Source organism: Acinetobacter sp. BMW17, from assembly GCF_001592855.1.
GTDB classification, from domain to species: domain Bacteria; phylum Pseudomonadota; class Gammaproteobacteria; order Pseudomonadales; family Moraxellaceae; genus Acinetobacter; species Acinetobacter johnsonii.
In genome coordinates this window covers 1-24,417 of record NZ_LSOD01000017.1, presented here as the reverse complement: position 1 = coordinate 24,417, position 24,417 = coordinate 1, and the positions used below count along the sequence as shown (strand labels likewise).

General features: G+C 39.3%; 26 protein-coding genes and 1 pseudogene. 11 read left to right on the top strand and 16 right to left on the bottom strand.

Features of this window, described 5'->3' with window-relative positions:
• Window positions 1-432: 432 nt before the first annotated feature.
• From AXW61_RS04195 to ftsY, 4 genes are all read right to left on the bottom strand, one after another.
• Complete coding sequence (locus tag AXW61_RS04195; RefSeq protein ID WP_062032651.1) at window positions 433-1,095, bottom strand: DUF2057 family protein; 663 nt, start codon at window positions 1,093-1,095, stop codon at window positions 433-435.
• Between the two features lie 198 nt (window positions 1,096-1,293).
• Window positions 1,294-1,887, bottom strand: coding sequence for a nitroreductase family protein (locus AXW61_RS04190; protein WP_062032649.1), 594 nt, complete (start codon window positions 1,885-1,887; stop codon window positions 1,294-1,296).
• 173 nt (window positions 1,888-2,060) lie between these two features.
• The gene (locus tag AXW61_RS04185; protein ID WP_062032646.1) at window positions 2,061-2,747 is read right to left on the bottom strand and encodes a nitroreductase family protein; all 687 of its coding nucleotides are present in this window, start codon (window positions 2,745-2,747) and stop codon (window positions 2,061-2,063) included.
• A gap of 193 nt (window positions 2,748-2,940) precedes the next feature.
• Complete coding sequence (gene ftsY / locus AXW61_RS04180) at window positions 2,941-4,047, bottom strand: signal recognition particle-docking protein FtsY (RefSeq protein WP_058951941.1); 1,107 nt, start codon at window positions 4,045-4,047, stop codon at window positions 2,941-2,943.
• A 195-nt stretch (window positions 4,048-4,242) separates the two neighbouring features.
• Here ftsY and AXW61_RS04175 point away from each other — a divergent pair, with 195 nt between their 5' ends.
• Complete coding sequence (locus AXW61_RS04175) at window positions 4,243-5,622, top strand: pitrilysin family protein (RefSeq protein ID WP_062032643.1); 1,380 nt, start codon at window positions 4,243-4,245, stop codon at window positions 5,620-5,622.
• A complete protein-coding gene (locus tag AXW61_RS04170) occupies window positions 5,622-7,214 on the top strand; it encodes a pitrilysin family protein (protein ID WP_062032640.1) in 1,593 nt (530 codons plus the stop codon). The genes AXW61_RS04175 and AXW61_RS04170 overlap by 1 nt, the downstream gene beginning before the upstream one ends.
• Before the next feature lie 376 nt (window positions 7,215-7,590).
• Here the strand turns inward: AXW61_RS04170 and AXW61_RS04165 are convergent, their stop codons facing one another.
• A complete protein-coding gene (locus tag AXW61_RS04165; RefSeq protein WP_004984633.1) occupies window positions 7,591-7,950 on the bottom strand; it encodes a hypothetical protein in 360 nt (119 codons plus the stop codon).
• A 217-nt stretch (window positions 7,951-8,167) separates the two neighbouring features.
• On the opposite strand from AXW61_RS04165, the gene AXW61_RS04160 reads away from it, so the two are divergent.
• The 3 genes from AXW61_RS04160 to AXW61_RS04150 all read left to right on the top strand — a co-directional run bounded on the left by AXW61_RS04160 (window position 8,168) and on the right by AXW61_RS04150 (window position 9,485).
• A complete protein-coding gene (locus tag AXW61_RS04160; RefSeq protein WP_004697075.1) occupies window positions 8,168-8,401 on the top strand; it encodes a hypothetical protein in 234 nt (77 codons plus the stop codon).
• A gap of 140 nt (window positions 8,402-8,541) precedes the next feature.
• Window positions 8,542-8,922, top strand: coding sequence for a DUF2750 domain-containing protein (locus AXW61_RS04155; protein WP_062032637.1), 381 nt, complete (start codon window positions 8,542-8,544; stop codon window positions 8,920-8,922).
• Window positions 8,923-9,053: 131 nt separating this feature from the next.
• On the top strand, window positions 9,054-9,485 hold the full coding sequence (locus tag AXW61_RS04150; RefSeq protein WP_062032635.1) for a CBS domain-containing protein: 432 nt from the start codon (window positions 9,054-9,056) through the stop codon (window positions 9,483-9,485).
• Between the two features lie 136 nt (window positions 9,486-9,621).
• Here AXW61_RS04150 and trpB read toward each other — a convergent pair whose 3' ends face one another.
• From trpB to AXW61_RS04105, 9 genes are all read right to left on the bottom strand, one after another.
• Window positions 9,622-10,830, bottom strand: a complete 1,209-nt coding sequence (gene trpB / locus AXW61_RS04145) for a tryptophan synthase subunit beta (protein WP_062032632.1) — start codon at window positions 10,828-10,830, stop codon at window positions 9,622-9,624.
• A gap of 42 nt (window positions 10,831-10,872) precedes the next feature.
• Entirely contained in the window at window positions 10,873-12,060 is a 1,188-nt protein-coding gene (locus AXW61_RS04140) for a VWA domain-containing protein (RefSeq protein WP_058951936.1), read from the bottom strand.
• Between the two features lie 13 nt (window positions 12,061-12,073).
• Window positions 12,074-12,925 carry a MoxR family ATPase gene (locus AXW61_RS04135; protein WP_004697065.1) on the bottom strand — a complete coding sequence of 284 codons (852 nt, stop codon included), beginning with the start codon at window positions 12,923-12,925 and terminating at the stop codon, window positions 12,074-12,076.
• Window positions 12,926-12,947: 22 nt separating this feature from the next.
• Window positions 12,948-13,331: a hypothetical protein gene (locus tag AXW61_RS04130; RefSeq protein WP_062032630.1), complete on the bottom strand. Its 384-nt coding sequence runs from the start codon at window positions 13,329-13,331 to the stop codon at window positions 12,948-12,950.
• 22 nt (window positions 13,332-13,353) lie between these two features.
• On the bottom strand, window positions 13,354-13,662 hold the full coding sequence (locus AXW61_RS04125) for a YcgL domain-containing protein (protein WP_004984643.1): 309 nt from the start codon (window positions 13,660-13,662) through the stop codon (window positions 13,354-13,356).
• A 129-nt stretch (window positions 13,663-13,791) separates the two neighbouring features.
• On the bottom strand, window positions 13,792-14,934 hold the full coding sequence (locus AXW61_RS04120) for an HRDC domain-containing protein (protein ID WP_062032628.1): 1,143 nt from the start codon (window positions 14,932-14,934) through the stop codon (window positions 13,792-13,794).
• 206 nt (window positions 14,935-15,140) lie between these two features.
• Complete coding sequence (gene recR, locus AXW61_RS04115) at window positions 15,141-15,737, bottom strand: recombination mediator RecR (protein WP_062032625.1); 597 nt, start codon at window positions 15,735-15,737, stop codon at window positions 15,141-15,143.
• 16 nt (window positions 15,738-15,753) lie between these two features.
• The gene (locus AXW61_RS04110) at window positions 15,754-16,083 is read right to left on the bottom strand and encodes a YbaB/EbfC family nucleoid-associated protein (RefSeq protein WP_062032624.1); all 330 of its coding nucleotides are present in this window, start codon (window positions 16,081-16,083) and stop codon (window positions 15,754-15,756) included.
• 28 nt (window positions 16,084-16,111) lie between these two features.
• Window positions 16,112-17,299 (bottom strand): O-succinylhomoserine sulfhydrylase, encoded by a 1,188-nt coding sequence (locus AXW61_RS04105; RefSeq protein WP_062032621.1) that lies wholly within the window; start codon window positions 17,297-17,299, stop codon window positions 16,112-16,114.
• Between the two features lie 142 nt (window positions 17,300-17,441).
• On the opposite strand from AXW61_RS04105, the gene AXW61_RS04100 reads away from it, so the two are divergent.
• Window positions 17,442-18,533 (top strand): alpha/beta fold hydrolase, encoded by a 1,092-nt coding sequence (locus AXW61_RS04100; RefSeq protein ID WP_062032616.1) that lies wholly within the window; start codon window positions 17,442-17,444, stop codon window positions 18,531-18,533.
• A 15-nt stretch (window positions 18,534-18,548) separates the two neighbouring features.
• A complete protein-coding gene (locus tag AXW61_RS04095) occupies window positions 18,549-19,421 on the top strand; it encodes an NAD(P)-dependent oxidoreductase (protein ID WP_004697044.1) in 873 nt (290 codons plus the stop codon).
• Window positions 19,422-19,492: 71 nt separating this feature from the next.
• Here AXW61_RS04095 and AXW61_RS04090 read toward each other — a convergent pair.
• Window positions 19,493-20,205: pseudogene (locus AXW61_RS04090) on the bottom strand (transglutaminase family protein).
• A gap of 203 nt (window positions 20,206-20,408) precedes the next feature.
• Between AXW61_RS04090 and AXW61_RS04085 the strand changes: the two are divergent.
• Window positions 20,409-20,714: a putative quinol monooxygenase gene (locus AXW61_RS04085; protein WP_062032613.1), complete on the top strand. Its 306-nt coding sequence runs from the start codon at window positions 20,409-20,411 to the stop codon at window positions 20,712-20,714.
• 73 nt (window positions 20,715-20,787) lie between these two features.
• Here AXW61_RS04085 and AXW61_RS04080 read toward each other — a convergent pair whose 3' ends face one another.
• Window positions 20,788-21,507, bottom strand: coding sequence for an SDR family oxidoreductase (locus AXW61_RS04080; RefSeq protein WP_062032611.1), 720 nt, complete (start codon window positions 21,505-21,507; stop codon window positions 20,788-20,790).
• Window positions 21,508-22,184: 677 nt separating this feature from the next.
• Here AXW61_RS04080 and AXW61_RS04075 point away from each other — a divergent pair.
• The 3 genes from AXW61_RS04075 (at window position 22,185) to AXW61_RS04065 (ending at window position 24,267) form a co-directional block, all read left to right on the top strand.
• Window positions 22,185-22,454: a YARHG domain-containing protein gene (locus AXW61_RS04075; protein WP_004697032.1), complete on the top strand. Its 270-nt coding sequence runs from the start codon at window positions 22,185-22,187 to the stop codon at window positions 22,452-22,454.
• Between the two features lie 30 nt (window positions 22,455-22,484).
• Window positions 22,485-22,898 (top strand): HIT family protein, encoded by a 414-nt coding sequence (locus AXW61_RS04070; protein ID WP_004697031.1) that lies wholly within the window; start codon window positions 22,485-22,487, stop codon window positions 22,896-22,898.
• 271 nt (window positions 22,899-23,169) lie between these two features.
• Entirely contained in the window at window positions 23,170-24,267 is a 1,098-nt protein-coding gene (locus AXW61_RS04065) for a porin (RefSeq protein WP_062032607.1), read from the top strand.
• The last annotated feature ends 150 nt before the right edge of the window (window positions 24,268-24,417 follow it).

Here is a 24,417-nt window from a genome sequence, read left to right as displayed (position 1 = left end):
AGTTAAAAATCATTAGTAGCTTATGGCTACAAATCTTGGCTCATCAATTTTCTGACAAATATTTCTCAAATAAACTTCGAGTAATTTTTACCATCAATCAATGAAATATTTTCGATCGATCAATTAGTAAAAATCCACACAAGTTGTTCTTCATAATTTCTTAATGATCTTCTTGCTGACTCGTCATCAGCAAGACCTTCGCTTTAAGTTATTCACTACATTGCGTTGGTGTGCTGCGTATTCTATACAGTTTTATTTGCAGCGCAAGTGCATTTAAACAAATAATTCAAAAAAACCATTCGGCTGGTTATTTTTAAATCAAAAAATACGTTTTAGATTAAATTATAGCCAATATTATCAAGTTATCCCCCATATAAACGCACTATCTAAATAAAAAAAACAGCGTTAGCTGTTTTTTTTAGAATGCACCAGCTACTGTGCTTGTTCAGCAAGCCAAGCCATAAACGCTTGGCGTTCAGATTTAGATGCACTTTTCCAACTATTAATTAATTGTTGAGCATTGCCATAACTTGTTAAATCTTTTTGTTTATCTGTCCCAGCTTTCGCAACAACAGCTTGTGACGTATAGACCGGTGCAGGTTGTACCACTGTCGTTTCTTTTTGAGTTAGATCGGTTGGTGCATCAGTAAATAGATTTTGAAGAATACCTGCATTTTGAGTTTTACTGCCCTTTTGCTCAACCAGTAACTGATTTTTGGCATTGTATAGACCAAAGATCGGCTGCTTAGCATAAGCCTTAGCGTCATCATGGTTTTGCGGAGGATTGATCAGTGCCAAACGGTAAGACTGTTGGTCTTGTAAAATTGGGGTCTTAATATTCACAATCCCAGAGCGAACGATATCGTGCGAACCAATACCTGGATGCTCTTCAAAAAACTGGGTATACCGGACACTGATAATATTTTCACCTGCATCAATATTATATTTGTTGTCAGAACTGAATAAACGACTCTTAACCTCTTGCCCATTTAAGCCTTCAATTTTTATTTCCTCTGGAGCAGTAATAGTCACTGCTGAAAATACTGAAGTACTCAACATCAATGCTGCTGTTGCAAGGGTTATGCGTAAGGTCATTTTTACACTCTATCGATGGTTTATTAAAGTTTAGTTGCACTATGCAGTTTATAAATGACAATTTTATGACAATTTCTGAGCTTATAACCAACTCAGAACTACAATATATAGTGCTAAGCTTTGATATTTTAAAGATAAATCTCAAAACAAAAAAAAGAGCAGACTTACTCTGCTCTTTTTCATTTTAATGACTAGCGATTAATTAAATGTTTTAAAGCGATCCGCTTCCGCCATAAATGTTTTTTCACCCGCAGGCGCTTCAATCGAACCAAAAACAAGTTGTGCACGAAGTTTCCAATTCGCAGGGATATCGAAGATCTCTGCAATCTCAGCATCTACGATTGGATTGTAATGCTGTAATGACGCACCAATATTTTGTTCAGATAACGCAGTCCATACGGCAAATTGAGCAATTGCAGAAGAATGTTCAGACCAAACTGGGAAATTATCTGCATAAAGCGCAAATTGTTCCTGCAATGATTTTACAACATCTTGGTCTTCATAAAATAAAACCGTACCATAGCCTGCAGCAAAGCTATTAATTTTTGCATTTGTGCCTTCAAAAGCAGCTTCTGGAACAATTTTACGTAAAGTTTCACGCACCACATTCCAAAACTGTAAATGCGACTCACCAAACAAAGTCACAATACGAGAAGTCTGTGAGTTAAATGCAGAAGGGCTGTGATTTACCGCTTCTTTAATTACAGATTCAATTTGTTCTGGTGTTAATGGTACATTTTTACCAACAGCATAAATGGTACGACGTTGTTTGATGTGGTCTAAAAATGACATGTTATTTTCCTCAGCGATCTCACGATCTTGTTATATGCAGATTCATATTCATCATAGCTATAATTTCAAATTTGAACATGCTTAATTCAGCGACATAGTGTCTTAAAAATAGAACAATATGCCATAACATTACAAAACTTGATCTAGAAACAGCTAAAGACTATGTCGTGTCATTATGCATAGATCATAAAGCGCTCTTCATCTTTATAATGTTCTTTTTCAGCAACTTTTTCTTCTATCGAACCAAAGACCAATTGCGCGCGTAACAGCCAATGTTTTGGAATCTCAAAAACCTTTGAAATGTCAGCATCAATACTCGGGTTATAATGTTGTAATGAAGCACCTAAACCTGCATCTGCTAAACAAGTCCATACAGCATATTGAGCCATACCTGAAACTTGCTCTGACCAAACTGGAAATTCTGCCGCATCAAAAGGAATTTTCTTTTGTAATTGTTGAATGATCTGCTGATCCTCATAGAATAGAACTGTACCAAACCCTGCCGAGCATTGATCAACCTTCAGTTCTGCACCAGCAAAAATATGCGCGGGGACTAACTTGCGCTGCACTTCTTTTACGACATTCCAAAAATGATGATGTGAATCGCCCATTAAAATCACAATACAAGTACTTTGTGAATTATGTGCCGAAGGACAACTTCGCACAGCCTCTTGGATCAATTCAGCTAAATAAACCTGACTTAAATGCACACGCTTCCCTAAAACATAAATACTACGTCGCTTTTTTAGTTGATCGATAAATGTGGTTTGTTTTAGGTCTTCTTCGTGATTTTTTTTAAATTTTAAGTCTTTGGTTAAATCCGTTGTTAGAACTTGTCCAATTTTATGTAATAAAGCCATACCGTGTTCCCCAAAATGTACAGTGATGCCTATTGTGTTAGGTACTAGTGTAATCGCAGGAGAATCACTTATATTCATTAGGTGATTCCTAAATGTTTGTTTTTAAAACAAACAAATTGAATCAAAAAATAAACTCCGCATTTAGCGGAGTTTATGTGACTGATCTAACACTTTAAAATTGTGCTGTTCAATCTTATTTCTCTGTTTCGAACAAAGCAGCAACAAAGGATTTTGCAGAGAAAGGACGTAAGTCGTCAATTTTCTCGCCGACACCAATGAAGCGAATTGGAACATGCGTACGGCTGGCAATATTAAATAGTACACCACCTTTCGCAGTACCATCGAGCTTGGTAATCGTCAGGCCTGTCAAACCAACTGCCTCATCAAACATTTCTACTTGATTAATCGCATTTTGACCCGTTCCTGCATCGACCACCAACATAACTTCGTGTGGCGCAGTCGCATCGATTTTTTGCATGACACGTTTTACTTTGGTCAACTCTTGCATGAGATGACCTTTGTTATGTAAACGACCTGCGGTATCTGCAATCAAGACATCAACACCTTTCGCACGCGCACTTTCAAACGCATCGAAAATTACGGAAGCGCTGTCAGCACCATGGCCTTGGGCTACTACGGCAATATTATTACGTTCACCCCAAATTTGAAGCTGCTCAGTCGCTGCCGCACGGAAAGTATCTCCCGCAGCAAGCATCACTTTCTTGCCTTCACCTTGTAAACGTTTTGCCAATTTACCAATGGTTGTGGTTTTACCCACACCGTTTACACCCACCACCAAAATCACATAAGGTGTTTTATTCGGATCGATGTGTAAAGGTTTCACACGTGGTGCAAGTAAAGCCACCAACTCTTCTTGAAGCGCTTTATAAAGCGAGTGCGAGTAAATTAAATCGCCACGTGCAGTACGTTCAGTTAAGTTGGTAATGATGGTTTTTGTTGCATCAACACCAATGTCGGCTACTAGAAGCTGCTCTTCAACTTCTTCAAGCAGTTCATCATCAATTTCCTTACCACCGATCAAAATATTGACCATACCATCAGCAAGGTTTTTACGGGTTTTGGTTAACCCTTCTTTCATGCGGCTAAAGAAACCGCCTTTTGCAGATGCATCTGCTTCTTCTACGTTTGTTTCAGCAACCACAACTGGACTAACAACTGTTTGCTCTTTTGTTTCAACGATTGGCACATTGACCACAGGTAAACTTGGTAGTGTGACATCGTCATCCCCGATATCAGCATCAATCAAAAATTTGTTCTGCTCATTAGATTGCTGTTGCATGCCGAATCCTTGAAAAGCACTGCGTTAAAAAAGACGGATTCTACCATAAAAGATAGGCTTTCGCTTAGCAACAATACTTTATGTAAACACTTAACAAATCAATACTTCTGGCGCTTGATCTACTTCGCATTTTTCTTAAGAATGGTTATTTATTGAAATGCTTTAACTTCACTTCAACCTGAGCCCAAATTTTATATGCATCACTTATTAGTCACGCATTCTTATAAAAAAAGTTTAGTTGCACTGGGTTTAACTCTACTTTGTTTACCTATAACTACCCATGCACAAATACGCAGTGAACTGACCCGCAGTAGTTTTGAAACCACTTTAAGCAATGGCTTGCAGGTGATTATCCGTGAAGACCACCGCTCCCCAATGGTCATGACCCAAATTTGGTACAAAGTCGGTAGCACTGATGAGTCTGGAAATATAACGGGTATTTCGCATGTACTGGAACACATGATGTTTAAAGGCACATCCAAAGTTCCTAATGACGAATTCAGTCGCTTAAGCCGAATCTATGGCGGTACAGTAAATGCCGCAACATTTACCAATTACACCAATTACTATCAGCTTTATCCTAAAACCTACTTTCCGATGGCTTTAGAGCTTGAAGCGGATCGTATGCGCAATCTCTTACTACGGAAACAAGACTTTGACCCTGAAATTAAAGTGGTGATGGAGGAGAGACGCCTGCGTACCGATGACAACCCACGTTCACTCGCTTTCGAACGTTTCAAATGGATTTCGTATCCCACAAGTCACTATCGTCAACCCGTCATTGGGCACATGAAACACTTGCAAAACATAAGTCTAGATGATGTGAAACAGTGGTATCAAAAATGGTATAGCCCAAACAATGCGATCTTGGTGATTGTGGGTGATGTCAATGCAGAATCCGCCCTCAGACAAGTTCAAAAATACTTTGGCGACATCAAAAGTCATCCAACACCTGTACGCAATGATGTGACTGAGTTTGAGAACATTGGTTACCGTCACATGGAACAAAATACCAATGTTGAAGTGCCAAATTTATATATGGCTTGGAATGTGAAATCACTTGCAACAACAGCCAATCCAGAAGATGTTTACGCGCTCACACTTATTCGAAGCTTGTTAGATAGCGGGATCAGCTCTCGATTACAACAGCGCCTTGTACGCGACAAAAAATTAGCGACCGCACTGAGTGTCAGTTATGACCCTTATAACCGTGGAGACAGTCTATTTAGTATCTCCGCACTTCCAGTCACTGGCGTGGAACTTCCTGAGCTACAAAAAGCCATTGAATATGAAATTGAGCGACTCAAAACAGAACTTGTTCAACCACAAGAGCTTGAACGGATTAGCACACGCTTTGTTGCAAACTTAATTTATGGTCAAGATGACATTATCGGGCAAGCAAAGATGATTGGAAACTTAGCTGTGAATGGCTTGAATTATCGGTTAATGGATCAGCTTCCACAGCATTTTGAAGCGGTTACACCTGAAGATATTCAGCACGTTGCTCAAACTGCTTTTGTACGAGATAACTTAAGTACGTTGTACCTTCAACCAGAAAAAAAGGCCGCAAAATAATGAAAAATCAAAAACCCGCCTTTCGCCTGCTATTTATTGCCATGTCTACCTTTTGCACTACCAATGTAATTGCAGATGTAAGTACAAGTAGTGTTAGCAATGATGACCCACGTACATTGCAGTCTATTGCTTCTCTACAAAGCTTAAAACAAGTTCAAACTAGCGACCTTTATACAGCACCACATGTACATGAACTTAAGAACAAATACAAAGTTAGAAGTCTATTTGTTGAGTCACCCGCCTTACCTATGGTGGATATTCAACTTACCTTTAATGCAGGCTCTGCACGAGATATAGAAGTAGAAAAAAGACTATATGGCGTTGCCAATATGGCGGCACAACTCATCGATGAAGGGACTACGCAACATGATGCAGTTGAAATCGCGAATGCCTTTGAACAAGTCGGGGCTCGTTTTAGTGTAGCTGCTCACCGTGACATGTTTGTGGTTCGACTGCGTTCGTTGTCTGACCCTAAAAAACTAGATGCTGCAGTGAGTGCCATGCTTGAAGTATTAAAAGACTCTACTTTTAAAAATAACAGTATTAGTTTGATGGTGAGCAATACCCAAGTGGGCCAGAAGCAGTTGAAAGAAAGCCCGAGTCGATTGATGAGCATTCGTTTTTATCGTGCGCTCTACGGTTCACATCCTTATGCGGAACCGATTACGGGAACCAATGGTAGTATTAAAAAAATTACGACTCAGCACTTAAAAAAATTCAGAGATGAATTTTTGGTTAGTCAAAATATGAATATTGCACTGACAGGCCAACTCAGTGTGAAACAAGCACAAAAACTGGCTGAACGAATAAGTGCAGCCCTCCCACAAGGTGAAACGGCAAAGCCACTTGCTCTACCACAAGATAAAGCCAACTTTGATATTCAACACATTCTGTTTAATTCAACTCAAGCCCACGTCACCATGGGACATCTATCAACCACGCGGGATGATCCGGATCGTTTAGCACTCGAACTAGCTAACCGTATGTTGGGTGGGGGTGGATTTAGCTCCATTTTAATGAAAGAACTACGCGTTAAACGTGGATACACCTATGGAGCAAACAGTGCTTTTACATTTAGCCAAGCGGCTGGAAGTTTTAGTCTAAGTTATTCAACCCAGCAAGATCAGCTCATGGACAGCATACAAGTGGCGCATAAAGCCCTAGTTGACTTTGTCCATCAACCAATTGATGCACAGCAGTTAGAAGAAACTAAAGCCGGTATGTTACGCAGCCTACCTAACAGCTATAGCAGCAATGCAAACATCAACGCACAACTTGGCTCTATAGGGTTTTATCAACAAGATGCGAATTATTTAGCCGACTACCCAAAACGTTTAGCTGCGATCACGCCTTTAGATGTCCAAAATGCAATACGTAAACACATTCACCCTGAAAGTCTTACACTCGTGATTGTCAGTAATGCTTTAGATAAAGAGCAACTTCGACATATTTTAGAATTGAATCTTGATCCCAACATTAAGCAAAGCATACCTCATCCTGATCAAATTCCTGCGATTATTGAACCTCCGGAGCCAATGCCGGAAGCTGCTTCGCCCGATTCTGCTCAAACTGATGAGCCTGCATTAATCTAAAGTAATCAATATAGGAAATCTGGTTTTCCAAAACCAGATCTTGAGCCATCTCTTGTGTTTCTGGAAAAGTCGCTTGATGAGATAAGCGACTTACATTTTCAAATTGGTTTGGAGAAATGGGCCGAGATAAAGCAATACTCGATAAAACAACAATAAGCATAATGATCGACGCCATCAGACCATTATAAATTTGTATAAGCGTAATCTGTGATTTTAATTTAAGAATTTTTTGGATCGCAATGTGCATAACCTACCTCTAATGAAACTAGTGTAAGTAGCGAATTGCATAATCACAAGTTGAAATGCTGAAAAATGCCCCCATTAATGCTAAAGAGGACATAATTTCAGCAAATCAGATTGTTTGTAAAGCAGAAGTCTAACCAACAATGCTACGAATAACTGCAAAATAGAGCACTAAGGCAATTACTCCCAATGCAATCATAATGGCGAAAGCCCCAACACCATTTTCTGCATCTGCAGGGTGTGCAGGATCGTCATCTGCAATACGTCTTAGCTCCCCATTGTATGTTTCATAAAAATCAACCCGTTGATTTTCATCAAGCTGACGTGTGAAATCATAAACTCGTTTACGTTGTGCCAAACAAAAATCCCCAAGATGAATTTCTTGATGGAAAACTGCTTCATCTAATAGTGTTCGGTGATATTGCGCCAACGCCACAATTTGAGAAACAGTTGGAGGCATATCAAAATCAAAACCGTCTAATGTATTTGTCATGTTATTCTCCTTATAAAATATAGTTTCCTGTTTTATTATCATATTCAATCTTTTGATTGTTCATTGTTTAATCATGTAAACAAAATAAGATGAAGAATACTCGACAATATATTTGACAATTCCAGCAATTTGTAATAAATATTTAACATTAGCGTGATATTTATATCTAAAGGTAAAAATACCTTTAAGTGATCATAATTAGAATAAGGAGCTTAATATGATTCAACAAATCTCTCATCATGACTTAGAACATGCGTATGCGGATGCAGTAAACACCATTCAATCACAAATGAACTTTGTAGAAGCAGTACAACAGTTAGAAAGCGTTGCACGCGCTGGCCACGGTAAAGCAGCACTGTTTTTGGCAGAACTTTATTATCAAGGTTTCCGCGTAGAACGCGACTCGCTTAAAGCACAATACTGGCAACAGCTTGCCACCATGAAAGCATAATAAAACGTCACCTAGGTGGCGTTTTTTTTGAGCCTAACATTTTGATATGACATATTTATTTACATAGTTATGCAAAGCTTACACTGAACTTTCATCTTAATTATTTAAAATAGCGTCATGTTCCTTAATGACATAACGCTATGTACAAAATTTTGAAACTACAACCGATTTCAAATCATTTATATTTAAAAATCAATATTCTAAGAGGCATGATGTACTGCGGTATTCTTTGGGGGCTTTACAACGCTGAACAGCAAGGCTGGGCGATGACCTCAGATCACGATGACTATGTTTTCCCTTTTTGGCTCAATGGTTTACACGCACACCAATATGCTCAATTGCACTGGCCAAACTATATTCCTAAAAAAATCACGCCACAAGATTTCCAAAGCGCATTACTGCCTACTCTGTCACGCTTAAAAGTCACCCCTGCGCTATGTAATGGCACAAAGCGCATGAAGCTCAGCACGTCTCAAATGCGTCACTTTTTCTTCAATGACCGTATTCTAGCGCCAGCTTAAGGCTCATTAAGAACAATAAGACGTAATTAACTTGTTATTTTATTGAGAGCTATGACTGTAAAGTATTTGCTTTTTTTTTAAATCGCGCTAATTTAAATATAAAACAATAACCACAACCGAGGATATTCCCTATGACCAATGTTGCTCAAGTATTAAAAGATAAAGTACATCAAGCAATCTACACCATCAGCCCTGAAGCCACGGTTCTTGAAGCAATTTCACTTATGGCAGATAAAGGCATTGGTGCACTTGTGGTCACACAAGAAGAACGCGTTGTAGGTATATTGTCCGAACGTGACTATATGCGCAAAGTCATGTTGATGGAACGTACTTCAAAGCAAACCACAGTCAATGAAATTATGACAGCAAAAGTACTGACGGTCACAACAACAGTTACCGTTGAAGAATGTTTAGACCTCATGACAGATCGCCACCTACGTCACTTGCCTGTAGTTGAACAAGATAAATTATTGGGACTCATTTCTATTGGTGACTTGGTGAAAGCGGCAATGGATGATCAAAAGAAACTGATTGAGCAACTACAACAGTATATTTCAGGTTAAGTTTTAATGTTTAGGTGTTCAATAATGAACGTATACTCAGCATTGGCTACTAATGATAAAAAAATAAAATTGAAACCATATAAAAAATCCCTGCTCTAAGCAGGGATTTTTTATACAACTATGAAAGGCTTAAAACTTAGTTCAGACCTAATTTTGCAGCGACATAGTCTGCATCTTTGTCGCCACGACCAGATACATTCACCACAATTTTAATATCTTTGGCCAACTTTGGAGCTTCACGAAGCGCCCATGCTACGGCATGTGAACTTTCAAGTGCGGGGACAATCCCTTCAACACGTGACAACCGCATAAATGCATCCAAGCACTCTTGATCAGTCGCAGTGGTGTATTCAACACGGCCTAAATCTTTCAGCAGACTATGCTGAGGCCCGACGCCAGGATAGTCTAGACCTGAAGCAATCGAATGTACTGGTAACGGTTCACCTTGATCATTTTCAAGTACATAACACGCCATACCATGAATCTGACTTGGTTTACCTAAAGTTAAGGTTGCCGAGTGCATGTCGGTATCTAGACCATGACCTGCTGGTTCGACACCAATCAATTTCACATCTGCATCGTTTAAAAATGCGGTGAAAGCGCCCATAGCATTTGAACCACCACCGACACATGCAACCACATAATCAGGATTCGCACCAAAGCGCTCATGGGTTTGTTCTTTAATTTCTTTACCAATAACCGACTGAAAGTCACGGACCATCATTGGAAATGGATGTGGCCCAACAACCGACCCAATAGCATAGATATAATGGGTTGGATCTTTTAAATACTCTTCAAAAGCGCTGTCCACAGCATCTTTCAGCGTTGCAGTACCACGTGTCACTGAAATGAGTGTTGCTCCAAGGATTTTCATTTTGACGACATTGGGATGTTCTTTTTCAATATCCACCTGCCCCATATGAATTTCACACGGAATCCCCACCAAAGCACACGCTGTTGCTAGTGCAACGCCGTGTTGGCCTGCACCGGTTTCTGCAATGACTTTGGTTTTACCCATATATTTTGCAAGTAGCGCTTCGCCCAAACAGTGATTAATTTTATGTGCGCCTGTGTGGTTTAAGTCTTCACGCTTTAGATAGATCTGTGCCCCGCCCAACTGTTCAGATAACCGTTTTGCATAAAACAACGGACTTGGACGACCAACATAGTGTGCAAACAGTTCAGCAAGTTCAGTTTGAAATTCTTCTGTTACACGAATTTGCTCGTAAGCGACTTTAATGTCATCCATTGCCGCTTTTAAGTGGGGCGGGATAAACTGACCGCCATAGTTGCCAAAAAAGCCCGCGTCATTCGGCAAAGCAATACCATTAATTTGATGATCCATTTTTTATGATCCTTATTCTTAAAATGTGCTTTTTTTCCAGCTTTATCTTGCTAAATACTTAGTCATATCCTCAACGCCTTTGAGGGTCATTGGGTACATATGGTCTTCAAAAATTTGCTTAATTAAACCAATCGTATGGGTGTAATGCCAATAACGGTCTTCTTCTGGATTCAACCATGCTGTTTTTTCAAAATGATTGCGTAAACGCTGTAGCCAGACATTGCCTGCTTCATCATTCATATATTCAACCGAACCACCCACAGAATTGAGTTCATAAGGTGCCATAGAGGCATCTCCAACCACAATTACACGATAGTCGCGTCCATAGGTATTGAATAAATCCCACGTATTCATACGGGTGCTTGAGCGACGCACATTGTCTTTCCAAACATAGTCATATAAACAGTTATGGAAATAGAAATATTCTAAGGTTTTAAACTCAGTTTTTGCCGCACTAAACAGTTTTTCGCATTGCGCAATGTGTGAATCCATCGATCCACCCACATCAAACAACATCAGCACCTTAATACGATTACGACGCTCAGGCACGAGCTGCACATCAAGTATGCCTTGCTTCGCTGTTTCACGAATTGTACCGTCGATGTCTAACTCTTCAGCAGCACCTTGTCTAGCAAACTTACGTAAACGACGCAATGCCATTTGCATTTGGCGTGTTCCTAGAATTTGATCATCATCCAAATTCTGATATTTACGTTGTTCCCAAACTTTTACAGCAGAACGTTTACGTCCCGGCCCACCAATACGCACCCCTTCAGGATGATCACCATAAGCACCAAATGGAGACGTTCCTCCAGTGCCGATCATCTTGTTTCCACCCTGATGTTTCTTATGCTGTTCGCGCAAACGCTCTTCCAGCATTTTCATGAGTTCTTCTAATGAACCGGCTTTCTTTAATTCTTCACGCTGCTCAGGAGTTAGATGCTTTTCTAAGAGTTCTAAATCGAACCAGTCTTTCGGTAACTTTTGAACTTTATTGAGTAGATCATCCAAATCAAAAGTTGAAATCCCATCAAAATAGTCCTTCATGCCTCGGTCAAATTTGTCAAAGAAGCGTTCATCTTTCACCATAATCGTTTTGGCGAGTTGATAGAACTCGTCTTGATCGGCAAAGACCAAACCTGAAGCAACAGCTTCATTCAGATCGATCAGTTCACGCGTCGAGACGGGAACACCGTATTTGCGTAAGGTATAAAACAAGCGCACAAACATGCGTGTTTCTCCTTTAGCGACGGGACATGAAGGCTAAACGTTCAAGCAACTGTACATCTTGTTCGTTTTTAATGAGTGCGCCATATAAAGGTGGAATGGCTTTAGACTTATCATGATTACGCAGTACATCTTCTGGCATATCATCGGCCATGAGCAAGCTTAACCAGTCAATCAATTCAGAAGTTGATGGTGGTTTTTTTAGACCCGGAACTTGACGTAATTTAAAGAAAACTTGTAATGCTTCATTGACCAATGCCGTTGAAATTTGCGGGAAATGAACATCAATAATTTCACGCATGGTCGCGTCGTCTGGAAATTCAATATAATGGAAGAAACAACGACGCAAGAATGCATCTGGAAGTTCTTTTTCATTATTTGAAGTAATAATCACAATAGGACGTTGTGATGCAGTAATGGTTTCGCCCGTCTCATAGACATAGAAAGACATCTTATCCAATTCATGCAACAAGTCGTTTGGAAACTCAATGTCCGCCTTATCAATTTCATCAATCAATAAAACACAACGTTCTTCACTGGTGAACGCTTCCCACAATTTACCCGGTTTAATATAGTTTTTAATGTCATAAACACGGTCGTCACCCAGTTGGCTGTCACGTAGACGTGAAACCGCATCATACTCATATAAACCTTGCTGGGCTTTTGTGGTTGACTTGATGTGCCAAGTCAATAATTTTAAGCCTAAGCTTTCAGCCACTTGTTCAGCCAGTAAAGTTTTGCCCGTACCCGGCTCACCTTTGACCAATAAAGGCTTTTGTAAGCTACGTGCAGCTTTTACAGCAAGTTTTAAACTATCGGTAGCGATGTACTGATCTGTACCCGTAAATTGTTGTGTTTCAACAGACATGATTAAACCTTATTTTTATTAATTACAGCGGTGAATGATTGTTACTGATAACTACTTTAGTTTTATTAGCCACATATTTTGACCAAAAGAAACCGATCACAAGCCCCACCCCCATGACAAAGAGAATCAGTGACAAATTTGACCAAATGAGTGCTGATTCTTTCGTTAACACACCGAAAAGCAAGCCAAAAATAGCCGGTGCAATCGATGAGTTTGGCCCTTCGGAAACCGTTGGCGTCAATAAAATGGCAAAGATCATCATCCATGTGATGCCACCCAACAGCTTCGGCAGGCCTGTAGCAATGGAATACCAACACCACAAAATCAGCAAACTGCCCAAAAGGTAAACTGTGACAGCAATACTGTCTTCAGGAATTGAATCGAGTATTGAAAGAAAACTATCCACGGTGCAACTCCTGAATTATGCTTTATGCGCCACGAAGGCCTTCTGGTGCCGCAGCGTTCGGATTGATTAATCCTTCTGGCGGCATTTGTAGGAAGAAGCCTTGAGTTTGAATCGAATCCATGACATGCAATACATTTACACGGGCCAATTTACGCGCTTCACTCAGCTCTAATGACATCACAAAAGTCGCTCGACCAAATGCAACACGAACAGCTTCAGGTAAAACATTCAATGGGCTAAAATCTTCAGCGGCTTGATCAGCTTCAGTTGGGCAAGCAATATAAAGATACATTTCATCTTTTTTGCTTGATTTATAAATAGAACATTGCATATCTAAAACAGCACTCAAATAACTCAAGCCACAGGATACATCAAATAAAAGCAGCTGACATTAGTCATGATTAACGCATCAGTCGTGATTTTGTATAAATATTCAAACTTCAGACCAATTGACTAATTATTAATCCATGACTTTCATTTGCGTCGAAAGATAGCTTTCATCACGGCGTAGGAGTTGAATTAAAGGATGGGTTAGCAAATCATAGCGCCAACCTAATAAATAATCAGGCAAGTCTTGCTCATTATTATGAAAAACCACATGTTGATGCAGTGCGTTCATCCACTTTTTGCGCATCAACACTTCTTTAGGAATGCTGGTTTCATTGACCACATTTTGAATTAAGTGATCAATCTTCTCCCCCACATCTTTTGAAGAATGACGGATGGGACGTGCCATGCGTAGCGGCCAATCCGCTTGCTCAGGCAAGAACTTCACCAAATCTAAAATGGTTTTACCATGCTCGCGGACAACGTTTTGACGTATGTCTTTTACACCCGATAACTGAAACGCATTTTTCGGATTTTTCTCAACCAAATCAATCATGCTTGAGTTTTTCAAAATGAAACTACGTGGTGTATTTAGCGCTTTCACCATCTGTTCACGCCATACAGCCAACTGCTGCAACTGCATTAACTGACGACGTGAATGTCGATAGTTACCAATATCTTGATAGAGTAAATGCAAAGGCGTTTCTGTCGCGATCTCTTGTGTCAGATGCTGACAGTCCTCAAGTGCAAAGTTTAAGAGTGACTTTGAATCTAGTTCTTGTTTAACTTTTTCTGAGAGATTCATTAAGTACAGCACATCGTTTGCCGCATAGCTCAATTGTGCAGGGCTTAATGGACGTGCCAACCAGTTTGAGCGCGTTTCCCCTTTGTCAATATCGACATCCAGCATTTGTTTCAATGCATTTTGATAGCTCACTTGTAAGCCATGTCCTAAGAAAGACATGCCCACTTGGGTATCAAATACATTGTTTAAGGTTTTATGCTGTGCATAGTGATAAATCAGGTCGATATCTTCACTACAGGCATGAAAGACATTTTGCTGTGCGCGAAAAAGTTTATTCCAAAATTCAGTTAAATCGAGTGTCGTACCATCGAGTAAATAGACATTGTTTTCGACATTGATTTGAAATACGCCTAACTTTGGCCATAAGGTATCGACTTTGATGAATTCTGTATCGAGTCCATAGACTTCGTTACGATCCATTTTTTCTAAGACTGGTGTTAAGTCTTGTTGCTGCTGAATAAACTGAAACATATCCTACTGCGTCTAATGCTAGATGCTCTTTGGGCTATCTTACCTGAATAAGATCATTTAGCTATCAAGATTTCTAAGGGTTTTTTAATTATTTGCCGTTTTTTGTGATTTTTTTATACAACTAGATTCAAATTAATATTTTTTTTATCTTACTCAAGATTTCAATCTTGTAGCTCAACTAAAAAATGAAACAAGTATCGAAATACTTATTTCATTCGCATTCTATTATGTACAGCTTGGCTTAAGGTATGACTATCTACATATTCAAGTTCACCACCCTGTGGTACGCCTTGTGCAATACGCGTCATTTGGATCGGTAAATGTTTCGTTGCCTCGACCAAATAGTGCGCTGTGGCTTGACCTTCTACCGTTGCATTGGTCGCCAAGATCACTTCTGTTACTTTACCATCGCCTAAACGCTGGATTAGATAAGGAATGCCGATCTCTTCAGGCCCAATACCATCAAGTGGAGATAAATGCCCACCCAATACATGGTACTTACCGCGGAAACTACCACTTTGCTCAATCGCCATCACATCTGCGGGAGACTCAACCACACAAAGTAGTTGATCGTCACGTTCATGCGAGACGCAAATATCACAAACTTCGTTTTCGGTCAGTGAGTGACACAAACTGCATTCGTGAATATAGTTGGTGGCTTCGTTCAAAGCATGTGCAAGACCCACAGCCCCTTCACGATTTTTCATAATCAGATGAAGCGCCATGCGCTGAGCCGATTTCGGCCCAACACTTGGCAAAATACGTAAAGCTTGTACCAATTGATCAAAACGATCGCTAAACACTATACGTATTCCTTAATTAGAATAAACCAGCAAGACCTGGTGGTAAGCCTGCACCTGAGTTCGCAGCTTTCATGCGTTCTTCAGTGATTGCTTCTGCTTGACGTGCAGCATCATTCATTGCCGCAGCAATTAAGTCTTCAATCATATCTGCATCATCTTGCAATAATTCAGGATTGATTTCGATACGTTTTACCACATTACGGCAAGTCATCGTCACTTTAACCAAACCACCACCAGCTTCAGCATGCACTTCAGTTTGTGCAAGTTCTTCTTTGGCTTTTTTAATGTTGCCTTCCATGTCTTTTTGCATGCGTTGAGCTTGCTGCATTAACATATTAATGTTCATTAAAATCTCCGAACATAAAATTAAAAAATTAGATTAAGTCTAAACCACGTGTGATATCGCGAATAATATCATCAATATCTTCTAAACCAACAGAAACACGAATTAAACCTTCACGAATTCCTGCGGCTTGTTTCGCTTCTGGTGAAAGTTTGCCATGGGTAGTCGTTGCAGGATGAGTAATAGTCGATTTGGCATCGCCCAAGTTACCTGTAATTGAAATAAACTGAGTATTGTCAATAACAGTCCATGCCCCTTCGCGCTCGCCTTTCACTTCAAAAGAAACGATCCCACCAAAGCCTGTTTGTTGCTTCGCTGCAAGTTCATGCCCAATATGCTTTGGTAAACCTGCGTAATACACTTTTTCGACTTTCGGGTGTGTATTTAAGAATTCTGCTAGCTTTTGCGCACTTGCTGAATGCTCACGCATACGTAAACGTAGAGTCTCTAAGCCTTTTAAGAATACCCATGCATTGAAAGGACTCATTGAAGGCCCTGTAGTACGCACATAACCAAATACTTCTTCGAGTAGTTTATGACTACCCACTACTGCACCACCAAGAGCACGACCTTGACCATCCAAATACTTCGTCGCTGAATAAATCACCAAGTCCGCACCAAACTCAATTGGACGCTGTAATACTGGCGTACAGAAACTATTATCAATTGCTAAAAGTGCGCCATTGGCATGTGCGATATCAGCAAGTGCTTGAACGTCTGCCACTTCAGCCAAAGGATTCGACGGAGACTCAACAAAGAACAATTTAGTTTCAGGCTTAACGGCATTTTTCCATGCATCTAAATCTGTTAAATCGACAAAGTCGACAGTTACACCAAACTTAGCCACATATTTTTCAAACAAAGATACGGTCGAACCAAATACCGCACGTGAACAAATCACATGATCGCCTAGTTTTAAAAATGACATTGCCACGGCCATAATTGCGGCCATACCCGAACTGGTTGCCACTACACGTTCTGCACCTTCTAAAGCTGCAAGGCGTTTTTCAAACATTGCAACAGTTGGGTTGGTAAAACGCGAGTAGATGTTCCCTGGCTCTTGACCTGAAAATTTTGCTGCCGCCTCTGCTGCATTTTCATAGACAAATGATGAAGTTAGAAAGATAGGTTCGCCATGTTCTCCCTCGAAACTACGCGTATGCCCAGTACGAATGGCTAAGGTATCTAATTGGTATTCAAATTCGTCTTGTAGGCTCATGGCTCTGGTTCAGTCGACAGACTGCCTTTGTAAAGAATTGCCAACATTTTGAGCGTCTAGGCTATTTAAGGTCAAGGTAAAATACGCGAATATTGATTAGACTTCGATCAAACTTTCTGCTTATTTGAGATCTAAGACCTATATGCACTCTTTAAAAACTAAAATTTCAACGCATCAAAATAAATTAAAGAATCTTTCTACGCGCATTTTTAATGGAAAGTCACTCATTTTGTCACAAAGCACACCTTATGAAGTGATTGAAACATTTGATCTGACCCAAATTCGCTATTACGCACCTGAAGTACGTAAGTATAAAGAACCCTTAGTTTTTGTGGTCCCGCTAGCCATCAATATGTCTATTTACGACCTTTACCCTTATCGCTCACTAGTGAAGCACTTCCAACAGCAAGGCTTTGCCGTATATGTGATTGATTGGGGGAAATTAAATATTCACAACCGTCATTTTAACTTTCTGACGTTTATTGATCATTATATTCCACTCTGTATACAAAGCATTTTAAAACATAGTCACAGCGAGCAAATTTCTCTGCATGGTTGGAGTATGGCTGGCATTTTCGTGACCTTGTATACCGCCCTGCATCAACCCAATTTTGTGAAAAATTTAATGGTTTTGGGGAGTCCAATTGACAGTTATAAATCTGGGCGAAATGGACAGTTCTTTGCATATCTCAATCGAATCATTTCAAAAAGCAAAGCATTACAACAGCAAATTTATCAGGGCAAGATACCAAAGCGTCTACTTCATACCTCTGGAGGGTTAAATACTTTTGGTTTTAAAATCATTGATCCTATCGGCTGGTTTCAAAGTCATAAGAATCTGCTACTTAATTTAGATGACCATGAAACCTTGTATGAGCATGCCACCATCGGCGGTTTTCTCAATCGTATGATTGATTATCCCGGCGGCATTAACCAAGACATGCTTTTTAATGTTTGGCTGCGTAATCCACTCAAAACTGGACTAATCACATTAAATGAGAAAAGCATAGCTTTAAAAAATATACAGTGCTCATTGCTTGTAGCTGCAGGGACAACAGACCAACTTGTTACAGCAGAGGCAGCTCAGCCATTAACCCAATTGACAAGTAGCACCGATGTCACGTTTACTCTTATCCCAGGGGGACATTTAGGACTGATGTCGAGTAAGCGTAGTGCCAATGAATTTTGGCCACAACTGGCTCAGTGGTTAAGTGAACGTTCAAGTAAAATTTAAATACTAAGGTTTGACATGATTCAGTCAGTTGCATTTATCGGTCTAGGCGCCATGGGTTATCGCATGGCATCACACTTACCTAAACACTTTGAACACGTGTGGGTATGGAATCGCAATTTTGATAAAGCAAAACAACATGCAGAAGCCTATGGCACGCAGGCGGTGGAACTTGCGCAAGCCGTTCAGGCCGATGTAGTCTTCTCTTGCCTTCCAACCAGTCAAGATATTGAAGACTTACTTGCACAAGTTGAACTTAAAGCAGGCAGTATTTGGGTCGATTGCACCAGCGGTGTACCCTCTTCTGCAAAAAAAGTAGCTGAACAGCTTAAACAACACGGTGTGGACTTTTTAGATGCACCTGTGAGTGGTCAAACTATTGGTGCTGATAATGCAACCCTTACGGTTATGATCGGTGGTGATGCCGCAGCTTTTGAACGCGCACTACCAGCGATTCAAGCATTTGGTAAACTGATTAAACACGTGGGCGAATCAGGTGCTGGTTTTGCAGTTAAAGCCGTAAACAATATGCTTTTGGCTGTGAACCTCTGTGCTGTTGCCGAAGGGTTTACCACCCTAAAAGCCCATGGCGTAAACTTAAACGAAGCATTAGATTGCATTAATGCGTCTAGTGGTAAAAGTGGCGTCACTGAAACTGTTTTACCACAGCGCATTCTCAACCGCAGCTTCCCGCTTACTTTTGCACTCCCTCTATTAGCAAAAGATACGGGCATTGCAGTGGATTTAGTCCGCGAAGCAAAACTATCCGCACCTGTGATTGGACTGGCTCAAAGTTTAATTCAAACTGCTAGTGATTTATCTGAAGCAGACAGCGATTTTTCTTCCGCAGTTAAACTATATGAGTCATGGAGCAAAATTACTTTAGAGTAATGCTTATCATAGTCAGTCATACTTTAACTTCAATTATAAGTTAAGCTATTTCTATGGCCGAACAAAAAGCCTCATAAAGAGGCTTTTTGTATATTTCTAATTTTATTGACATTTTGATTCATTAAGTGTCTGACTACATATTTAAAAGCCATACGCTGTATCGGGCTAAGTTCCTGTTAATGCATATTATAAAAATCATCTGGGCTATCAAATAAACCGAAATCTTGATTAATCCCCTTGTCTTGAATAAAAGTATCATTCAAATTCCAATCGTAGGTGGATTTTCAAAGTTCTCGGTAAATACCCCAAAACCACAAAAAGTTTTTGTTTGATGCTTATTTATACTTTGTAATTTTTCTAGATAAAGTCGATCAAGAATTACACCCTCCAAAACATACCATTGTCCATTCACATGAACTTCGACCCAACTATGTAAAATATTCTTGGGCGATAACTTATACCAAATGCCGTTGATTGCGCCTTTTTGTAGGGCTTTATCGATGGTAAACCCATGTATCCGAGTCGCTACACCCACCGCTCTCAGTAACGCCATCAATAACGTTGCTTTGGTATTACACTGACCATAACCGTCGCTTAAGACTTGAAATGCCTGTATCGTATCTCCCGTGTTATAGCCAAATTGAACCTCATCACGAACAAAGTTATAAATATTCCTCACCTTATTAACTTCATCAAGATCTCTCCATTTGCGTTGTTCAATCAAGTTTTGAATCGATGGATGGTAATAATCTAAAATCGGGGTCTGTTCTAATAGCCTTTGCATACTCAGCTCTCCAATATAGTCATTTTGATTTAAAACTATGGAGTTAGTCCAAGGTCAATATTTTTACTGCCCACTTTTATAATGAATTAAGACTAAAGATTGTTTTGAGCTTGATTAGTTTTATAGTAGAGCTCTGTATACTCAATTAATTCAGTACATATACTTGTGTATAAAAAACGAATTAAATTTAGGATAAACAATTTATGCTCAAAGTCATTGCTCAGGATTTTATTAAACTAGAACATATTGATAGAGTCATGCCTTTATATCGTGAACTTGTAGAAAAAACAAAAGCTGAACCGAGATGTATATCCTACGACCTATTTATTGATCAGAAAGATGCTGGGCATTTTATATTTATTGAAGAATGGCCTGATCGCGCTGCGCTAGATGCACATTGTGAAACGGAGCATTTTAAAAGACTAGTGCCGTTGATTGACCAATACCAAAGAGCTGCAGGAACCTATATATTGATGGATGAATTTTCACACCAAAGTAGCTTAACCTAGATCGAATATGGCATCGAAAAATAAAACTATCCGATAAATACGTCCCTGTATAATTACAGCGAAACATCTTAATTTAAATATTTTCATCTTTCATTGCAGGCATGAGGATTTCTTTAACACAAGATGCATTACTGGTGGAGATGATAAATTTTATGGCTAGAATGACATCAGATAAAGGAATTAAAGCATGATTAGTCTCTGCCAATACAGTTGCAGTTGGAACATCTGCTTCATATTCTGTCGCCAAATACCCCAGGTTTAAAACACTCACCCCAATCAGGTCATTACGCAAAATCTCCCGCAATGATTGAGCAATTCCACGCAAAGCATATTTCGTTGCAGAAAAGACTAACTCTTTACCATTATGATTATCTACACCCCATGTAGAACCAATCAATATGACTTTAGCGCTATCCGATAACTTTAAATTTTCTATCAAGGACTGAAGAGACTGAATACAGGTATTAATGTTTGTATTTAGAATGGTATTTAACTCAGCAGATGAAACCTCTTCAAAGTTATAATTCTCTGTAAAAGCATTATTTTCCCAGATTCCAACATTATAAATAAGAACATCTATTTTCTCTTCTTTGACTGCTTTTTTTACTTTATCCACAGCATCTTCAGGAGTAGATAAATCTGCACAAATCCAATTCAATTGAGCATTATTTTTAGGCATATTACGGGAGACACCATAAACTTTGTCCTGAGCTTCAGGCACTAAGTTTACAATCGCTTTACCTAAGCCTCTACTTGCGCCATAAATTAGAAATGTTCGACCTAAACCATTCATATTTTAATTCACCCTTTCATAACCAACTGCATAATGATTTAAACTTAAGTTAAGTTTAAATCAAGCTTTATTCATCATTTTATATTTAGCCGTTAAAGATTATGATTACCTAAGTCACAGACAATAATTTATATTTCCATAATTTATTTTCCACCCACTTATTTCAAGTAAATCCCCGACACAAGTCATTCAAAAATAAAATAGTAATAAATGAATTTTTTAAATTGTCTAAAACAAGCATGCAAAAGAGTCCATTTAAGACAGTAAAATACCATTAACCAATAATGATACATAAGCGCTTAATTCAGAAAAAAATGAATAACTTAAAAAATTCATTGCTAATCGTATAAAAATGCCTGAAATAGCATTTGAGATGAGGCGAACATTAAAGGTTAAAGAAGCTGACACACCGAAGCAGTGTGGCCCTCTCAATGAAATTTAAAAGTGTTAGAACCTAAGAAAAGTTATAAAAATAGACTAAATTACATAAAAAACTGAAATATCCATTTCTATCTAGTATTTGAAAAGCTATTGATATATATAAAATTTATGTATTATATGCAGTAATTATGAAGTAAAATTACAATTGAGTAAGAACTCACCATTGAATAAACAGAACAAACCCCTATAAAGTAATAGCGTGACTACATACAATGTTACAAACTGAGGAAATTCTCATGAAAAAGTTGACTGTAGCGGTTTTTGCCAGTCTTGCAACATTAATCGGGGCGCAAAGTTTTGCGGCATCACCTGAGCAAGAGTGTCAAAAATTAAAAGATGATCATGATGTCATTTATGCATCTAAAGGTTTCTGTTTCAAGGACCCTGAAGCGAAAGCAAAATTTGGCAATGATAATTGCTACACCACTAAACCGAAATTCTCTGAAAAAGAGCAACAACGTCTTGACGCCATTAAAGAACGTCAAAAAGAATTGAACTGTAAGTAAATCAGTTTAAGCGAAACTTAAGGAATAGACATGGCTTACGATGAGCAAAACATTTTTGCACGGATTTTACGTGGTGAACTTCCAGCCATTAAAGTATATGAAGATGACCAAGTTCTTGCATTCATGGATATTATGCCTCAAGCAGACGGTCATACTTTAGTCATACCCAAGACACCTGCGGTGACTTTACTCGACCTCCCTGCCGATGCTGCTGCCTACACCATTCAAGTGGTACAAAAAGTAGCAAAAGCCATTGAAGTCGGTTTGGATGCCCAAGGCATTGTCCTCATGCAACTGTCTGGAGCTGCTGCTGGCCAAACCGTTCCCCATGTACATTTCCACCTCATTCCGAGTTCGGTACATGAGCTAGGTAAGCATGCCTTACAAATGGGTGATCAAGAAAAAATCAAAGCACAAGCAGAAAAAATTCGCGCTGCTTTGTAATTCCACCTATTCAATCAAGGAGCTTCGGCTCCTTTTTTTAGGTCTAAAAATAAATAAGATCAATAATCTAAGTTCTCAAAATCAAGCTTAACAATTTATCGCGGAAATGCATTTGACATTGAGTTGTTTAATATTTTTGTAATATCCCCTTAATATTAATGACTTATTTGTAATCAATAATGAGCGCCAAGAGACAGAAGTCTGATGAATAAAAAGACGACTGAATAACCTTTTATAGACGAATCAACAAAAGTCTTTCTTGGAGCTACACATGAAAAAAACACTTTGCGCATTAGCAGTTGGGGCAACTTTACTTACACCAGCTTTAGCAATGGCTGCTGACGTAAAAATTTATGGCCGTGCGCATGTTTCTTTAGATTATCTGGATGATGGCGCTGACTATAACGAAGTTGGAATCTCTTCAAACTCTTCACGCTTAGGTTTCAAAGTAGAGCAAGAACTTGAAAATGGCATGACTGTATTTGGTCAAATTGAGCAAGAAGTTAACTTCGCAAGCGGCTCCGCTGATGATAAAGGTGTAGATTTTGCTACACGTGATACTTTCGTAGGTTTAAAAGGTGACTTCGGTCAAGCACGTGTAGGTCGTTTTGACAGCCCATTCAAGGCTGCACGCGGTCCAATCAACTTCTTTGGTGACATGGTTGGTGACGTACGTAACGTAACACGTGTTGGTGATTTGAAGTTTGATGAGCGTAATGACAACACTATTGAATATAAATCACCTAAATTTGGTGGTGGCTTCAATGTACTTGCAGCACTTTCAATGCACAAGGGTACATCTATCGCTAAAGATGGAACAACAAAAGAAGGCGTTGAGGACAACAAAGCTTACGATCTAGCTTTAACTTACAAAGAAGGTAATGTCGACTTTGCAGCAGCATATGAGAAGTATGAAGATAACTCTGCAACGACATCGCAGAATGTTTCATCAACAGGAATTAAAGCTGAACGCGATGCTTTCCGACTAGCTGGTTCATACAAAATCACACCTGATTTTAACCTAGGTGCAATGTATCAAATTGCTCAATACGATCATGATGATCTAAGTGATTTTGATGCTCAAGTATTCGGTATTGCAGGTGAATACAAACTTACGCCAAAAACAGCTCTACGTGGTGAATACTTCTACCGTGATGTCGATGCTGATGATGCAAATTCAAGTTTAGTCGCAATTGGTGTTGAGCACCGCTTGGATAAAGCAGTACGCGTTTATGCCAACCTTGCAACCATGCTAAATGATAAGAATGCTAATCTTACGCCATGGAAAGAAGGTCGCTCATACTCTGTTAGTGGTGAAAAAGACGAAAATGCTACAGCACTTTCTTTAGGTTTCCGTTACGACTTCTAAGTTGTACTCCCCTAAAAATTAAAAAACACGCTTCGGCGTGTTTTTTAATTTAGAATTTGTCTTGTCCTGAAATAGATTGACAGTATTCCACTTCAAACCGAGTTAAGCAATTAGCTCGGTTTTAGTTTGCTCATACATCTGATTCGGGGT

Excerpts from the sequence above, each read along its gene's own strand:
- AXW61_RS04070 (WP_004697031.1), top strand. The coding sequence starts at position 22,485 with ATGGCTTACGATGAGCAAAACATTTTTGCACGGATTTTACGTGGTGAA.
- AXW61_RS04170 (WP_062032640.1), top strand. The coding sequence starts at position 5,622 with ATGAAAAATCAAAAACCCGCCTTTCGCCTGCTATTTATTGCCATGTCT.
- AXW61_RS04175 (WP_062032643.1), top strand. The coding sequence starts at position 4,243 with ATGCATCACTTATTAGTCACGCATTCTTATAAAAAAAGTTTAGTTGCA.
- AXW61_RS04195 (WP_062032651.1), bottom strand. The coding sequence starts at position 1,095 with ATGACCTTACGCATAACCCTTGCAACAGCAGCATTGATGTTGAGTACT.
- AXW61_RS04155 (WP_062032637.1), top strand. The coding sequence starts at position 8,542 with ATGTACAAAATTTTGAAACTACAACCGATTTCAAATCATTTATATTTA.
- AXW61_RS04165 (WP_004984633.1), bottom strand. The coding sequence starts at position 7,950 with ATGACAAATACATTAGACGGTTTTGATTTTGATATGCCTCCAACTGTT.
- AXW61_RS04075 (WP_004697032.1), top strand. The coding sequence starts at position 22,185 with ATGAAAAAGTTGACTGTAGCGGTTTTTGCCAGTCTTGCAACATTAATC.
- AXW61_RS04095 (WP_004697044.1), top strand. The coding sequence starts at position 18,549 with ATGATTCAGTCAGTTGCATTTATCGGTCTAGGCGCCATGGGTTATCGC.
- ftsY (WP_058951941.1), bottom strand. The coding sequence starts at position 4,047 with ATGCAACAGCAATCTAATGAGCAGAACAAATTTTTGATTGATGCTGAT.
- AXW61_RS04105 (WP_062032621.1), bottom strand. The coding sequence starts at position 17,299 with ATGAGCCTACAAGACGAATTTGAATACCAATTAGATACCTTAGCCATT.
- AXW61_RS04110 (WP_062032624.1), bottom strand. The coding sequence starts at position 16,083 with ATGAACATTAATATGTTAATGCAGCAAGCTCAACGCATGCAAAAAGAC.
- AXW61_RS04135 (WP_004697065.1), bottom strand. The coding sequence starts at position 12,925 with ATGTCTGTTGAAACACAACAATTTACGGGTACAGATCAGTACATCGCT.
- AXW61_RS04160 (WP_004697075.1), top strand. The coding sequence starts at position 8,168 with ATGATTCAACAAATCTCTCATCATGACTTAGAACATGCGTATGCGGAT.
- AXW61_RS04150 (WP_062032635.1), top strand. The coding sequence starts at position 9,054 with ATGACCAATGTTGCTCAAGTATTAAAAGATAAAGTACATCAAGCAATC.
- trpB (WP_062032632.1), bottom strand. The coding sequence starts at position 10,830 with ATGGATCATCAAATTAATGGTATTGCTTTGCCGAATGACGCGGGCTTT.
- AXW61_RS04085 (WP_062032613.1), top strand. The coding sequence starts at position 20,409 with ATGCTCAAAGTCATTGCTCAGGATTTTATTAAACTAGAACATATTGAT.
- AXW61_RS04140 (WP_058951936.1), bottom strand. The coding sequence starts at position 12,060 with ATGTTTGTGCGCTTGTTTTATACCTTACGCAAATACGGTGTTCCCGTC.
- AXW61_RS04125 (WP_004984643.1), bottom strand. The coding sequence starts at position 13,662 with ATGCAATGTTCTATTTATAAATCAAGCAAAAAAGATGAAATGTATCTT.
- AXW61_RS04065 (WP_062032607.1), top strand. The coding sequence starts at position 23,170 with ATGAAAAAAACACTTTGCGCATTAGCAGTTGGGGCAACTTTACTTACA.
- AXW61_RS04100 (WP_062032616.1), top strand. The coding sequence starts at position 17,442 with ATGCACTCTTTAAAAACTAAAATTTCAACGCATCAAAATAAATTAAAG.
- AXW61_RS04190 (WP_062032649.1), bottom strand. The coding sequence starts at position 1,887 with ATGTCATTTTTAGACCACATCAAACAACGTCGTACCATTTATGCTGTT.
- AXW61_RS04185 (WP_062032646.1), bottom strand. The coding sequence starts at position 2,747 with ATGGCTTTATTACATAAAATTGGACAAGTTCTAACAACGGATTTAACC.
- AXW61_RS04120 (WP_062032628.1), bottom strand. The coding sequence starts at position 14,934 with ATGTTTCAGTTTATTCAGCAGCAACAAGACTTAACACCAGTCTTAGAA.
- AXW61_RS04080 (WP_062032611.1), bottom strand. The coding sequence starts at position 21,507 with ATGAATGGTTTAGGTCGAACATTTCTAATTTATGGCGCAAGTAGAGGC.